At 57.5% G+C, this 15,048-nt stretch carries 11 protein-coding genes; 10 read left to right on the forward strand and 1 reads right to left on the reverse strand.

The window, feature by feature from the left end; translation table 11 throughout:
- Positions 1 to 127 precede the first annotated feature (127 nt).
- Positions 128 to 1,747, reverse strand: a complete 1,620-nt coding sequence (locus TRESADRAFT_RS11615) for an extracellular solute-binding protein (protein WP_002705896.1) — start codon at positions 1,745 to 1,747, stop codon at positions 128 to 130.
- A gap of 198 nt (positions 1,748 to 1,945) precedes the next feature.
- Between TRESADRAFT_RS11615 and TRESADRAFT_RS11620 the strand changes: the two genes are divergently transcribed.
- The 10 genes from TRESADRAFT_RS11620 to TRESADRAFT_RS11665 all read left to right on the forward strand — a co-directional run bounded on the left by TRESADRAFT_RS11620 (position 1,946) and on the right by TRESADRAFT_RS11665 (position 15,046).
- Positions 1,946 to 3,016: an MraY family glycosyltransferase gene (locus tag TRESADRAFT_RS11620; protein WP_002705897.1), complete on the forward strand. Its 1,071-nt coding sequence runs from the start codon at positions 1,946 to 1,948 to the stop codon at positions 3,014 to 3,016.
- Between the two features lie 78 nt (positions 3,017 to 3,094).
- On the forward strand, positions 3,095 to 4,411 hold the full coding sequence (locus TRESADRAFT_RS11625; RefSeq protein WP_002705899.1) for an SH3 domain-containing protein: 1,317 nt from the start codon (positions 3,095 to 3,097) through the stop codon (positions 4,409 to 4,411).
- A gap of 63 nt (positions 4,412 to 4,474) precedes the next feature.
- Positions 4,475 to 6,418, forward strand: coding sequence for an ABC-F family ATP-binding cassette domain-containing protein (locus TRESADRAFT_RS11630; protein WP_002705901.1), 1,944 nt, complete (start codon positions 4,475 to 4,477; stop codon positions 6,416 to 6,418).
- A 186-nt stretch (positions 6,419 to 6,604) separates the two neighbouring features.
- Positions 6,605 to 7,945, forward strand: coding sequence for an SPFH domain-containing protein (locus tag TRESADRAFT_RS11635; protein WP_002705902.1), 1,341 nt, complete (start codon positions 6,605 to 6,607; stop codon positions 7,943 to 7,945).
- A gap of 48 nt (positions 7,946 to 7,993) precedes the next feature.
- The gene (locus TRESADRAFT_RS16310; RefSeq protein WP_002705903.1) at positions 7,994 to 9,118 is read left to right on the forward strand and encodes a TFIIB-type zinc ribbon-containing protein; all 1,125 of its coding nucleotides are present in this window, start codon (positions 7,994 to 7,996) and stop codon (positions 9,116 to 9,118) included.
- A gap of 14 nt (positions 9,119 to 9,132) precedes the next feature.
- The gene (locus TRESADRAFT_RS16315) at positions 9,133 to 9,882 is read left to right on the forward strand and encodes a TPM domain-containing protein (protein ID WP_002705904.1); all 750 of its coding nucleotides are present in this window, start codon (positions 9,133 to 9,135) and stop codon (positions 9,880 to 9,882) included.
- A 67-nt stretch (positions 9,883 to 9,949) separates the two neighbouring features.
- Entirely contained in the window at positions 9,950 to 11,191 is a 1,242-nt protein-coding gene (locus tag TRESADRAFT_RS11650) for a M20 family metallo-hydrolase (protein ID WP_002705905.1), read from the forward strand.
- A gap of 125 nt (positions 11,192 to 11,316) precedes the next feature.
- Positions 11,317 to 12,153 carry a FliG C-terminal domain-containing protein gene (locus tag TRESADRAFT_RS11655; protein ID WP_002705906.1) on the forward strand — a complete coding sequence of 279 codons (837 nt, stop codon included), beginning with the start codon at positions 11,317 to 11,319 and terminating at the stop codon, positions 12,151 to 12,153.
- A gap of 282 nt (positions 12,154 to 12,435) precedes the next feature.
- Entirely contained in the window at positions 12,436 to 13,551 is a 1,116-nt protein-coding gene (locus TRESADRAFT_RS11660; RefSeq protein ID WP_002705907.1) for a class II glutamine amidotransferase, read from the forward strand.
- A complete protein-coding gene (locus tag TRESADRAFT_RS11665; RefSeq protein ID WP_002705908.1) occupies positions 13,538 to 15,046 on the forward strand; it encodes a glutamate synthase-related protein in 1,509 nt (502 codons plus the stop codon). The genes TRESADRAFT_RS11660 and TRESADRAFT_RS11665 overlap by 14 nt, the downstream gene beginning before the upstream one ends.
- The last annotated feature ends 2 nt before the right edge of the window (positions 15,047 to 15,048 follow it).

Genomic DNA, 15,048 nt, shown 5'->3' on the forward strand with positions numbered 1-15,048 from the left:
GGCGCAACTCGTTGCGCATCCGCTCGCTCCGTAAATCAAAGATTAACGAGCGTTATCAATGCGAGCACGCGCTCCATCCAAAAAGGGCGCAACTCGTTGCGCATCCGCTCGCTCCGTAAATCAAAGATTAACGCGCGCTATCAATGCGAGCGGCTTCCCCAAGCAGCCTGTTGTCTTCGGCGAACGAGATGCACTCGGCTTCCCATTTTTTGCCGCCGAGACGGTCGAACTCGGCAAGAAAGCTCTTCCAGTTGTCGCGGGAAAGGCTTCTCTTGCCCGTCACGAAGTCGAGGATTCCGTTCTCGTACATCTTCTTGAGCTCCGGGGGCGGCGGGGGAAGCCTGTCCGCTCCCAGCGCCGCAGTCCACGGGCGGGACTGCATGTCGCGGAGAATCGAAAGCGCGCTTATCTTCTTTCCGTTTTTCGTCGTCCACTCCGGATAGCGCGCGGAAAGCTCGCTGTCGCTGTTGTAGAAGACCATGTTCCGAAGCTGGATTAACGGGGCGGCGGCCGTCTTCGAATACGCGAGTTCCGGGTCGGGAAGGCCTTCCGTCGTCACCTTGCCGTCGGAATCGAACATGAAGTTGACACCCTCCTCTCCGTACGCGACGAGATAATACGCGTCGGTGCTCATCCACTCAAGGAGGCGCGCAATCGCCGGAAGCTTGTCCAGCTCAGCGGCGCGGCGGCTTACGGCATACGTCCTGTAACCCTGCGTGTAGCAGCCGACGGACTGCAATCCGTCCGGCCCCTTCGGCGGGTTTATGAGAATCCACTCGCCGTCGGGGAATTTCTCATCGAACGGCTTGTAGCCGCGCTCAAGCCCGAAAGCCGCGTTCTGCTCGCGCATTATCCCAAAACGCCCGTTCTTCCACGCCTCGCGGAAATCGTCCTTGCCGTACGCGAGCCAGTTCGGGTCGATTACGCGCTCCATGACCATTTTCTGGATGAATTCGACCGCGTCGTAGAATCCTTCCTTGTATATGTTCAGCCCGGCATTTTTCTTCGTCATGTTGAACGTCCCCGCAACGCCGAACGCCCCGAAGAACGGCTCAAGCCTGCGCCCCAAGCCTCCGCTCATCACCGTCGTCTCGATGAACGCGCCGTATCCGAACGTGTCGTTCTTTCCGTTTCCGTCCGGGTCGTCGGTCGTGAACCGGCGCATGACGTTCATATAATCCTCAAGCGTCTCCGGGACCGGCATGTTCAGTTTGTCGAGCCAATCCTTCCGTATGAAGATTCCCTCGTTGCGCGCGATTGAGCCAGACTGTGAAAGCCCGTACGAAGCCCCGTCGAAGGAGGATGCGGCCCGGGCGTCCTCATCGTACATGTGCGCGGTACGGTACGGCATCATCTTGTACATTCTGTCCACGCGCGCGATTTCGTTCCGCTTCGCGAGGGAGACAAGCTCGTCGCTCGTCACCATGAACAAATCGGGAAGGCTCCTGCTCCTGACGGCAGCCTCAATCTTCTCGTTCTGGTCGGCGACGGAAGACGGAAGAGGGACGATGGTGAGCTTTATGCCGAGCTCCTCCCTGACACGCGCGATGAAGCTCCAGTCGTCTGGCGGCGGCGGGGAATCGCTTGAGGAAGGTCCGTACCAAACCGTAAGTTCCGTGACGCTTCCGTCAGCGGAGGCGGAGCATCCCGCAAAAAACGCGGACGAAAAAGCCAGGCACGCCGCCGCCGCAAGAACCTTTCCCGAAAAGCGGCATCCTCTCCGGGAAAAGCTGATATCAAAAATCATTTTCTCCTCCTTAATTTTTGTTGCCTTTCTGACAGCGCTTCCGGGCATCCCCGGCAAAGGCAACCTGCTCGGCAACAATCCGAACACGTTTAATATCGGCACTCTTGCCGCCGGAATCGCCCGATACATGTCCCCAAAACAGCGGATTCCGAACAGCATTATTGAAGAAAAATGCCCGTTCTCCGATAATGAATCATTATGCTTTACAATTTCGGCGGTTTTTTGACGCAGTTTTTCGGTCCTGCAAGGCTTTTGCAATCATACACGGTCCTCATAGTCCTCGCGCTGTACGCAGGCTTCATAATCGTAAGATACGGGCTCCCCTCCTTCTACGACAGGCTTCCGCACGACCGCGGAAGGGAATTCACCGTCTCGGCGGAGGCGGCGAAGGGAAAACCCACCGGCTCGGGCGTCGTCTGGGTTTCCGTGTTCGCGCTCCTGTCTGTGATTTTCGTGCCGTTCGACTGGGAGAAGACGGCGCTCATCGCGCTCATATGGCTCATGATGCTCACCGGCTATCTTGACGACGCAAGCAAGGCGTCGTGGGGCGAATACAGGAAGGCAATCCTCGACCTCGTTTTGAGCGTGGCGGCATCCGTCGTCATCGCGCTCTACATGAAGAACACCTCCGACGACGGGACGATAAAGTTCTGGTTCCCGTTCTTCGCGCATTCCGTCCCGGTGGCGCCGTGGCTGTTCGTCGCGATTTCGACGGTGATACTCTGGGTTTCGGTGAACACGACGAACTGCACCGACGGCGTCGACGGGCTGAGCTCCACGCTCGTACTCGTCGCGCTCATAACGCTCGGCTCGCTTTTCTATTTCGTGCTCGGCCACAAGGACATCGCCGCATACCTCCTCGTCCCGCACATAAAGGACGGCGCCTCCTGGGCGGTCATGACGTTCTGCCTCGCGGGCGTCCTTATGGGATACCTCTGGCACAACGCCTACCCCAGCCATGTCCTCATGGGCGACGCCGGAAGCCGCGCGCTCGGGTTCTTCATCGGAATCGGCGTCATGGTGACGGGAAATCCGTTCATCATTTTGGCGACATCGTCCGTCATCTTCATCAACGGGGGGCTGGGGCTCGTGAAGGTCGCGCTCAAGCGTTTCCTCCACATATCGATTTTCACGACGGTTCGCTTCCCGCTCCACGACCACATGCGGAAAAACCACGACTGGAGCCCGACGCAGGTTCTCATCAAATTCCTGATGATACAGATTCTCGTCACGCTCGCAATCGTCGGAATCATTTTCAAAATCCGCTGAGCAGCCGGAAAAATCCCGCCCGAGGGGAATGCGCATTCCTTCCTTTTCCCTCCGGGCGGGTTTTTGTATAATTGGCGAATGGACTTCAGAAAGATAAAGGGAACGATAATTCTTGCGGCGGCGTGCGCCGTATTCCCGTCATGCACGAAAACAATCGGATATTCCGTCGTACTTTGGGGCGACGAGAGCAACGGGCTGGAAGACGGCGACATCGTAAAGGTCATAGTCAAATCGAACATCACCCACTCATACATAATCGAGCTTCCCGAAGGGCAGGGAAACAAGGAAATCCCGATATGGCAGGTTTCCGAGCCGGAAGGAAAGAAATCGGCGCTCAGAATGGCAGCGGCATACGCGGACTTCGCGAACAAATACGCCGAGGTCAAGCTTGACGGACTTCCGATACGGGCGGAGCCGGTGAACACCGCGAAACAGGTCTACCGGCTCCGGGCGAAGGAAATAATCCGCGTGCTGTACAAGGGCAAGGGCGCGGCAGTCTCGAACGGAAAGGGAACGATTGACGGCGAATGGTACCGCGTCCTCACCGCCGACGGAACGCAGGGATGGTGCTTCTCGCACAACCTCGACATATACGATTCGGAGACCGGCGGCAGGCGGGAAAAAGCGGCATCGGAAAAAAAGGGCGAGACGGACAAGCTCCTCCAGATTCTGCGCGGGAAGAAATGGGTTCCCGCAGAATACGAGGACCTCATAAAGGCGAAGAGAATCGACCTCGACAGGTTCGACGAGCAGTACGGGTTCACCTTCGACGAGCAGACGGGAAAGCTTTCCATACTGACGGCGGACGGGCAGAACGAGCAGACTTTCACGAAAATCAGGAAGATAACGGGAAAGCAGTACCGGTTCGAGGGCGCGAGCGTCACCGCGACGATAAACGGGGACGACGACATCACCGTGCAGTACATGGAGAACGGAAAGCCGAAGAACGTGAAGTTCTCCACGACAAAGGAGGACATCCCCGCGCTCATAAAGAACGAGCGGAGCCGCAGAATCCGCGAAATACAGAAAATCGCGGGATTCGGCCCGACGTTCTCAAGCTCGAACTACGGGACGCTCACGATAACGCCGGCAAACGGCTCGTTCTCCTTCACCTGGCAGAACACGAAGCTCCTGTCCGACTCCAAGATAATCGAAAGCGGGGCGCGGGGAAGCGGCACCGTCTCCGTAAAGTACTACCTCTCGAAGCAGCTTCAGTCGTCATACGACGGAATCCTCACGTTCAGGTTCGACGGTTCCGCTTCGGAGAACAATTTCATCTACAAGATGACGGAAAAAGGAATACGGCTTGAGGACGCGGGCGGCGCCTCGATAAAGAACAACGTCGTCAACTCGCGCGGGCAGTCGCCGGCAGTCATCTTCCTCGAAAAGCGCTGATTCAGGCGGCGCGCTCGGGGAAGTCTCCACCACCAATTTCAAGGCATATCGAAAGGAAAAAGAATGGCATTCGTACAATTCTCGCAGGTCTCGCTCGCATTCGGGGACCGCGACATACTGAAGGACGTTTCCGTGAACCTCATGACGGGAACGAAGGCGGCGCTTACGGGCGCGAACGGAACAGGAAAATCGACGCTCATAAAAGTGATGGCGGGGCTTGTCCAGCCCGACAGCGGAAAAAGGACGGCGGAAAAAGGCGCGCGCATCGCATACCTTCCGCAAAGCGGGCTTACGCACAAGGGGACGACGCTCCGGGAGGAGGCCGACAAGGCGTTCCAGTTCGGCTACGAACTTCAGAAGGAGCTTGATGAAATCGGCGACGCGCTGAAATCGGGGAACGGGAACCAGAACGCGCTTCTCGAGCGCCACGACAAGATAATAAACGAGCTTGAGGATTCGGGCTGGAACAGGAGAAGCGCGCTTGCGGAGCAGATTCTCGTCGGGCTAGGCTTCTCGCGCGGGGATTTGGACAGGCGGTGCGAGGAATTCTCCGGCGGATGGCAGATGAGAATCGCGCTCGCGAAAAGCCTCATGGTGAATCCCGACATACTCCTTCTCGACGAGCCGACGAACTACCTCGACCTCGACGCGCGCGAATGGCTTGAGTCGTTCCTCGTGAATTTCAAGGGCGGGTTCCTCCTCGTCAGCCACGACAGGTACTTCCTCGACCACACAATCAACGAAGTGTACGAGCTTTTCGGCGGGAACCTCCACCGCTATCCGGGCAATTTCTCCCATTACGAGAAAGTCCGCGAGGTCGAGCTCGAGACGCTGATGAGGGAATACGAGAAGCAGCAGGCGGAAATCAGGCACCTTCAGGAATTCATCGACCGCTTCGGCGTGAAGGCGACGAAAGCCGCGCAGGCGCAGGAACGCCAGAAAATGCTCGACAAAATAAAGGAAAACGAAATCGTGATTCCCGAATCGCTCAAGAAGATACGCTTCAAATTCCCGCAGGCGCCGCATTCCGGGCGTCTTGTCGCGACGATTCAGGGACTGACAAAATCATACGACGGCGAGCGGAACGTCATAGACAACCTCGACCTCGTAATCGAGAACGGCGACAGGCTCGTCGTCGCGGGTCACAACGGCGCCGGAAAATCGACGCTCCTCCGTATGATTGCGGGAGTCGACACGGCGACGGGCGGAAGCGTCAAGCTCGGAGCGGGCGTCGAGGTCGGCTACTTCTCTCAGGACAACGCGGAAAGCCTCAAGGGAAGCGGAACCGTGCTCGATACAATCGAGGCGGAGGCTCCACTTGAGCTGATTCCGAAAATCCGCGACATGCTCGGCGCGTTCCTGTTCCGGGGCGACGACGTTTTCAAATCGATAGACATGCTTTCCGGCGGAGAGAAAAGCCGCGTCGCGCTCCTCAAGCTCCTACTCCGCCCGGTGAACCTTCTGATTCTCGACGAGCCGACGAACCACCTCGACATGCACTCGAAGGACGTCCTCCTCGACGCGCTCAAGGATTTCGGCGGGACGGTAATCTTCGTCAGCCACGACCGCGGCTTCATCGAGGATTTGTCAACGCGCGTCCTTGAGCTCAAGCCGGGCGAATGGCGGGTTTTCCCCGGCGACTACCGCTACTATATGCAGCGCCTTGAGGACGAGCGGAACGGCATCGTCTCCGCCACGGCTTCCCCGTCTGAAAAGAAAACAGAGAAAAAGCCCGAGGAAACAAAATCCGCGACAAAGCTTTCCTGGGAGGAGCAGAAAAAAGCGGACGCCGAACGCCGGAAAATCGAGAAGGCGGTGGAGAAGCTCGAATCGGAAATCGCTTCCGCGGAGGAGGAGAAAGCCGCCGAGGAAGCGAAGATGGCGAACCCCGACGTCTACTCGAACGGAGAGAAAGCGAAAGCCGTCCAGAAAAAAATCGAGGAGCTTTCCGCGAAAATAGACGCCCTCACCGAGGAATGGGAAGCACAAGCCGCCCTCCTCGGGTGATGCGACGCCCGGAATTGACGTGATTCAGTTCCGGGCGTTTTTTTTTCGACAAGGCGGCGTTCTGCTGTTAGAATCTATTTTATCCGGACAATAATTTTCAATTTTCCGTTCAGAAAAACAGCCGATTCAAACGAGCTGTCTGATTTTTCGGGCAGCTCGTTTTTTTGATGAAAAAGGAGGACAAAGATGGGACTTTTGAAAGCTGCGGCAGGCGCGGTCGGGGGAACGCTCGCCGACTCATGGAAGGAATATTTCTACTGCGATGCGCTCGACGCAGACACGCTCGTCGCGAAGGCGGAAAAACGGGTCGGCGGGCGCTCGTCGAACAAATCGGGATCGGACAACATCATAACGCAGGGCTCCGTTATCGCCGTTGCCGACGGGCAGTGCATGATAATCGTCGACCAGGGAAAAGTCGTGGAGCTGTGCGCGGAGCCGGGCGAATTCAAGTACGACTCGTCGTCGGAGCCGTCTATTTTTTCGGGCGGGCTCGGAGAGGGAATCATCAGCACGTTCAAGAGCATCGGAAAGCGGTTCACGTTCGGCGGGGAAGCACCGAAAGACCAGCGCGTTTATTTCATCAACACGAAGGAAATCCCCGGAAACAAATACGGCACGGCATCTCCCGTCCCGTTCAGGGTCGTAGACGAGCGCGCGAGAATCGACATGGACATTTCGATACGGTGCTTCGGCGAATACAGCTTCAGGATTTCGAACCCGATTCTCTTCTACACGAACGTCTGCGCGAACGTCCAGACGGAATTCACGCGCGAGCAGATTATGGGGCAGCTCAAGGCGGAGCTTCTCACCGCGCTCCAGCCGTCGTTCGCGCTTCTTTCCGAGCGGGGAATCCGCTACTCCGCCCTTCCCGGCCACACGACGGAGCTTGCGGAATTCCTCAACAAGAACCTTTCCGAAAAATGGCGGAACCTCCGCGGAATCGAAATCGTCTCGTTCGGAGTCTCCTCTGTAACGGCAGACGAGGAGGACGCGAAGAAAATCAAGCAGATGCAGGAGATGGCGGCGTACACCGACCCCACGATGGCGGCGGCTCGCCTCGTCGGTGCGCAGGCGAACGCAATGGAGACGGCGGCGGGAAACGCAAGCGGAGCCGCGCACGCGTTCATGGGGATGAACATGGCGGCGGGTGCCGGCGGATTCAACGCGCAGAACCTGTTCGCGATGGGAGCCGCGCAGCAGAACAAGACGGCGCAATCAGCCCCGAGGCAGGCAGAAAGCCCGAAAAATTCACCTGCATCGTGGAAATGCTCGTGCGGGGCGACGGCAGAGGGAAAATTCTGCCCGGAATGCGGAAAGCCGAAGCCCGCGGAAACGACCGGCTGGACGTGCTCGTGCGGGACCGTCAACAAGGGAAAATTCTGCATGGAATGCGGAAAGCCGAAGCCGGCAGGAGCGCCCCTCTACCGATGCGACAAATGCGGTTGGGAGCCTTCCGACCCGAAAAACCCGCCGAAGTTCTGCCCGGAATGCGGCGATCCGTTCAATGAAGGCGACATCGTAGGATGACAAAAGCGCCCGGGGGATTTTTCCTTCGGGCGGAAAACTGGAGACGGCATGGAAAAGACGAACAACTACAAATGCCCGGCGTGCGGCGGCGGGCTCATATTCAGCCCGAAAACAGGAAAAGTGACGTGCGAATACTGCGACAGCAGCTACACCGTCGAGGAAATCGAGTCGAAGAACAAAGTCCAGGAGACCGCCGATTCCGGAGAACAGGAGAAAGAGGCGGACATCGGAAACGAGGGCGCGGAATGGAGCACCGACTCGCTTTCATCGGAATGGGGAAGCGAATCCGGCTCGATGAAGGAATACTCGTGCCCGTCGTGCGGAGCCTCGATAATCTGCGACAAGACGACAGCCGCGACGAAATGCCCCTACTGCGACAATCCCGCGATTATGGAAAAGCAGTTCTCGGGCGCGCTCAAGCCGAACTGCGTCATCCCGTTCGCCATAACGAAAAAAGAGGCGGTCGCGCGCCTGGGCGATTTCTACAAGAACAAAAAATTCCTCCCGAAACTTTTCTCGGACAAAAACCACCTCGAGGAGACGAAGGGAATCTACGTCCCGTTCTGGTTCTTCGACGGAAAGACGGAAGGCTCGGCCGTTTTCAGGACGACGACGACGAGCCGCTCGCGCAGGGGCAACACGGAGACGATTACGACGAGGCATTTCGAATGCGAGCGGACTGGCTCGCTCGACTTCGAGTCTATTCCGGTGGACGCGTCGAAGAAAATGCCCGACGATTTGATGGATTCCCTCGAGCCGTTCGATTTCTCCGCGATGAAGGATTTCTCCACGGCGTATCTTCCGGGATACCTCGCGGACAAATTCGACGACACGATAGAGGAATGCACGCCGCGCGCCGAGCGGAGATGCTCCGAGTCGTTCGTTTCCTCGCTCCGCGCGTCCGTCAGCGGCTACGACTCGGTGTCGCTCAAGCAGAGCAACATAACGTTCCGCAACGGAAAAGTGAGATACGGGCTTGTCCCCGTCTGGCTTCTCTACACGAAATACAACGGCGAGCGGTTCCTCTTCGCGGTCAACGGGCAGACCGGAAAAGTCGCGGGAACACTTCCGGCGGGAAAAAGCGAGGTATTCGCATACAACGCGCGGAATTTCCTCGTGTCGCTGGCAGTGTTCGCCTCACTGATTGCGCTCGCGGCGAAATTCGTAATCTGACAACGGAGGAAAAAATGGAAACGAAAACGAAAGCGAGGGCAATAGCCTTCGCGCTCCTCGTCGCGCTCGCCCCGTTTTTGGGCGCGAAAGAATTCATCAGGGACGGCGCGGGAATCCTGACGCAGGTGCAGAAGGACGCCCTGTCGGCAAAGCTTGAGTCGATTTCGCTGACATTTCCGACAGACGTGTTCATCGTCACGGCAAAATCGTTCAGCGAATACGGATACGACACGGAGGACGCCGCGGAAAAAGCGCTCCGCGTCATTCCGTTCGACGACAGGCGGGGCTGCCTCCTTCTTTTCATCGCGGTGAAGGACAGGACGTACGACCTCGACGTAATCGGACACGGGCAGGAGCTCTTCTCCCATTCGGCGTGCAACAGGCTTGAGCAATCGTTCCTCAGCGATTTTTCGTCAGACGACTGGAACACCGGCCTCCTCGATTTTACGGAATGCGCGAGCACAATCCTCATGAACCACGACGCGGAAGCCTGTGCGGAAAAGAAAAAGCAAATCGCGATTATGTTCGCCATCGCGCTCATCGTCAGCATCATCATCTCGTTCGCGCTTTACCGCAAGGAAATGAAAAAGCTCGACAACGTAGCTCTTGCCCATGACGCGGACAGGTACGCCTCGGGAAGCCTCGCCCTGTCACGCTCCCGAGACACGTACACGCATTCGACGACGAGGACAATCCACCACAACGAAAATTCCTCGTCCGGCGGCGGAAGCAGAAGCCACTCGCACCACAGCGGGCATTTCTGAGCGCGCGAGAAGAAATCAAAAAAAAATGCTAGAATCCCCGCAGAAAAAAGAAAACGGAGATGAAAGCATGACAGATTTCGAGAAAATGAAGGCGACGATAGCGGGGGACATCCCGCTCATGGTCGAGATGGAGAAAATTCTTACGGCGATACCGGCAATGGCTCCGGAAAGCGGCGGTAAGGGAGAGATGGAAAAATGCGCCGCGCTCGAATCGCACCTGAGAAAGCTCGGATTTGCGGACGGAGCCGTTTCGTTCGAGCGGTTCGACGCTGACGACGAGAGAGTTCCGCAGGGAAAGAGACCGAACCTCGTGGTGACGGTTCCCGGAAAGAAGGACGATTTTTCGATTTGGGTGATGGCTCACCTCGATGTCGTCCCGCCGGGAGACCTTGCTATGTGGGAAAGCGACCCGTGGACCGTCGTCGAGAAGGACGGGAAACTGTTCGGGCGCGGCGTCGAGGACAACCAGCAGGGGCTCGTCTCCGGCGTTTTTGCGGCGAAGGCGCTGCTCGACAACGGGATTGTCCCCGAGCACACAGTGAAGCTTCTTTTCATGGCTGACGAGGAATTCGGCTCCGAATACGGAATCAAATTCCTCCTCAAAAAGCATCCTGCCCTTTTCAGGAAGGAAGACATAATCATCATCCCGGACGGCGGAGACCCGAAAGGCGAGACAATCGAAGTCGCGGAGAAGAACATCCTGTGGCTGCGCCTCCACACGACGGGGCTCCAGAGCCACGGCTCGATGCCGGACAAAGGGAAGAACGCATTCCTCGCGGGCTGCGAGCTTGCGCTGTCGCTCAACGACCTCGAGCATTTCTTCGGGGAACGCGACGAGATGTTCAACCCCACGTGGTCGACGTTCCAGCCGACAAAGAAATCAGCGAACGTCGAGACGGTGAACATCATCCCCGGCGACGACGTGTTCTTCATGGACTGCCGGATTCTCCCGCGCTACACGCTCAAGGAAGTCCGCGCCGAAATCGACAAACGGGTCGCGGCAATCGAGGCGAAGCACGGCGTCAAAATCGAGGTCGAGGAGCTGCAGCATCAGGAATCGCCCGCGACAAGCGCCGACGCGCCGGTCGTCAGGCGGCTCAAGGACGCGATAAAGAAAGCGCACGGAATCGAGGCGCGCCCCATCGGAATCGGCGGGGGCACGGTCGGCGCGGAGCTGCGGAATCTCGGGTTCGATGCCGCGATATGGTCGACGATGGACGAGGTCTGCCACCAGCCGAACGAATACTGCATCGTGAGGAACATCGCAACGGACGCGGAGACGCTCGCGGCGCTCTTCACGACGGAATAACGGCCTCAAGCGAAAAGAACATTTTTCCGCCGTTTTCCTTTACGCGCCCCATTTTCCGCCTACAATAAACAGGAGCGGCGCGCGGGTATCATATTTCCGCGCGTCCGCCAAAAAAGGAGCCTGACATGAATCTTTTTGAAGGAATCCCCACGGAAAAAATCCTCGACGAAAAAAAGCGCGCGCACCTGTTCGACGTCGCGGATATGGTCGTGTCGCTTTCCGAAATCGCGCGGCGCGAAGGGCTTCTCGGCCTGGACGAACGCGCCGATTTTTCGTCGCACAAAATCATGTTCGACAAGGAATGCGGCGACTTTTTGCCGGCGCTACGGGAAATCGAGCTTACAGACGAGGAGCATCTCGTCTTCAGCACGCTCATCCACCTCGTCGTGGACGGATGCGATCGGGAAAAAATCAGGGACATCGCGAAATACGCGGTAAGCTCGTCCGTTTCAAGCGAAGAGAGAAAACTGTCCCTGAAGATTGGCGCGGAGGGAATCATTGCCGTCTGCGAAGGATTCTCCTCGGAAACCATAATGATTGAAAGCGCAATGATGATGGGCGCGAACGCAGCGGATTATCTCTCGCACAAAAAACGGATTGATGACGAAAAAATCGCAAGCGACAATGAAATACGCGCGTTCTTCGCCGAAGAAAAGGAGGAGGACGGTCAAGTCGAGGAAGCCGAAGACGATTCAGAAATCGATTTCGACTTTCTCCTGTTCTTTGACGAGGACGAAATCCTGAAAATCATGCGCGCGTCGAGTTTCAATGATGTCGTGCTCGCGCTGAAAAACGTGTCCGACGAGGTCCGGACAAAAGTGATGGGCAGCCTCCCGAAAAAAATCGCCGCAAAAATCCGCGAGGCATGCGAATTTACCGGTCCCGTCCGGCTCAAGGACATCGAAAAAAGCCAGGCCGCGATTATCAGAACCGCAAAGAAAATGCACGGAACAAAAAAATAGCCGCCGTTCATCAGACCTGTGCGGCGGTGATGCCGGTTCCGCGCCTTTTTTGCGCGTTTTTTTTGATTAAGAGGCGCGGCAAACTTGATTTTTTTCATAGCGCGTTCTATTATGCTTGCCGTTGCGGACAATGGGGTTCGGCGGAAAGATACGTGTATTCGCGTCTTTCCGCCGAACCCTATTTTTTTTGCCCGCATGGACGATGGCGTTCACCGGAGGGGTTTTCATGCCCGTGCGGGAACGCCATTTTTTTTTCAGAACGGCAATCGGGGGTACAAACAAATGGCATTGCTTTTTGAAGGGGAGACGCGCATTCCGTCCGGCTGCGCGATTTCCGGAATTTTCGACGCGTCGGGGAGGCGCATGGACGGAAGCTCGATTATCCGCTCAATCTCCACGATGCACGACCGCTCGAACGGGCTTGGCGGCGGGTTTGCGGGGTACGGAATCTACCCCGAATACAAGCAGTATTACGCGCTGCACATCTTCTACTCGTCGCTTTCGGCGAAACACGAGACGGAGCTTTTCCTTGAGACGAAGTTCGACATCGTGAACCTGTCTAAAATTCCGGTGAGGAAGCACCCGCGCATCCACGACGAGCCGCTTATCTGGCGGTACTTCGTCGCGCCCCTCCAGACGAAACTCGCGGCAAGCCAGCTCGACGAGCTTGAGTACACGGGAAGAGCAGTGAACCATGTGAATTCGATGATTGACGGCGCATTCATATTCTCCTCGGGAAAGAACATGGGCGTCTTCAAGGCGGTGGGCTACCCCGAGGACGTAGGCGAGTTCTACCGGCTCGACGAATACGCGGGCTACGCGTGGACGGCGCACGGGCGCTATCCGACGAACACCCCGGGATGGTGGGGCGGCGCGCATCCGTTCGCGTTCCTCGACTGGACGGTCGTCCACAACGGCGAAATCTCAAGCTACGACGCTAACAGGCGCTTCGTCGAGATGTTCGGCTACAAATGCAATCTCCAGACCGATACCGAAGTCATAACGTACATAATCGACTACCTCGTGCGAAAACAGGGGCTGACCCTGACGGAGGCGGCGAAAGTCATCGCGGCCCCGTTCTGGGAGACAATCTCCAAAATCGAGGACGAAAAACAGCGGCGCGAGGCTGAATTTTTGAGAAGGCAGTTCAGCGAGCTGCTCGTCACCGGGCCGTTCTCGATAATCCTCGGGTTCAACGGCGGGCTCATGGCGCTCAACGACAGGCTCAAGCTCCGCTCGATGGTCGCCGCGCAGAAAGGATGCGTGACGTATTTTGCGAGCGAGGAATGCGCCATCCGCGTCGTGGAAAGCGACCTCGACAAAATCTGGTCGCCGCGCGGCGGGGAACCTGTTGTCGTAGAGCTTAACGAGGAGGGAAAGAGAAATGTTGCCGGTTGATTACATCGCCCCGGAATTCGAGGTTTTGAGGAGCGCGGCGTGCGTCAACTGCCGCAAATGCGAGAAGGAATGCGCGAACGAAGTGCACAAATTCGACGAGCGCACGAAAACCATGTTCGCCGACGAATCCAAGTGCGTGAACTGCCAGCGGTGCGTTGCGGTCTGCCCGCTCCACTGCATAAAGATTGTCCGCTCGGAGAACCGTTTCAAGGAAAACGCGAACTGGTCGGAGCAGACGATGAAGGAAATATACAAGCAGTCGTCTTCGGGAGGAGTGCTCCTTTCGTCGATGGGAAACCCGCTCTCGAACCAGCCCGTCTACTGGGACAGGATTCTCGTGAACGCGAGCCAGGTGACGAATCCGCCGATTGACCCGCTCCGAGAGCCGATGGAGACGCGCGTCATGCTCGGAAAGAGAAACGAGAAAGTCGAGCGGAACGCGGACGGCTCGCTCAGGACGGAGCTTCCCCCGCACATCGAGCTTTCGACGCCGATATTGTTCGGCGCGATGAGCTACGGCGCGATAAGCTACAATGCGCACAAATCGCTTGCGATGGCGGCGACGGAACTTGGAATCTGCTACAACACGGGAGAAGGCGGGCTGCACGAGGATTTCTACGCCTACGGCCCGAACACAATCGTGCAGGTGGCGTCGGGACGGTTCGGCGTACACAAGGACTACCTTTCGGCAGGCGCCGCCGTCGAAATAAAGATGGGACAGGGCGCGAAGCCGGGAATAGGCGGGCACCTTCCCTCGGCAAAAATAACGGACTCCGTTTCCGCGACGCGCATGATTCCGCTTGGGACGGACGCAATCTCCCCCGCCCCGCACCACGACATCTATTCGATTGAGGATTTGCGGCAGCTCATCTACTCGCTCAAGGAAGCGACTTCCTACAAGAAACCGATAATCGTCAAGATTGCCGCCGTCCACAACTGCGCCGCAATCGCGTCGGGAATCGCGCGCTCTGGCGCGGACATCATCGCAATCGACGGATACCGCGGAGGAACGGGAGCCGCGCCGACGAGAATCCGCGACAACGTGGGAATTCCGGTCGAGCTTGCGCTCGCGTCAATCGACCAGCGACTGCGCGAGGAGGGAATCCGCGGAAACTGCTCGCTCATCGTCTCCGGCTCGATTCGCTCGTCGGCGGATTTGGTGAAGGCGATTGCGCTCGGAGCGGACGCCGTCTACATCGGAACGGCGGCGCTCCTCGCCATGGGATGCCACCTGTGCCGCTCGTGCCAGACGGGAAAATGCAACTGGGGAATCGCGACGCAGAACCCGGATTTGGTGAAAAGGCTCGACCCCGAATGGGGAGCGAAGCGCCTCGTGAACCTCGTCCGCGCATGGACGCACGAGCTGAAGGAAATGATGGGCGGAATGGGAATCAACAGCGTCGAGGCACTGCGCGGAAACAGGCTCATGCTCCGCGGCGTCGGGCTTCACGCAAAAGAGCTTGAGATTCTCGGAATCAAGCACGCGGGGGAATGATT

The organism is Treponema saccharophilum DSM 2985, assembly GCF_000255555.1.
In the GTDB taxonomy this organism is placed as follows: domain Bacteria; phylum Spirochaetota; class Spirochaetia; order Treponematales; family Treponemataceae; genus Treponema_D; species Treponema_D saccharophilum.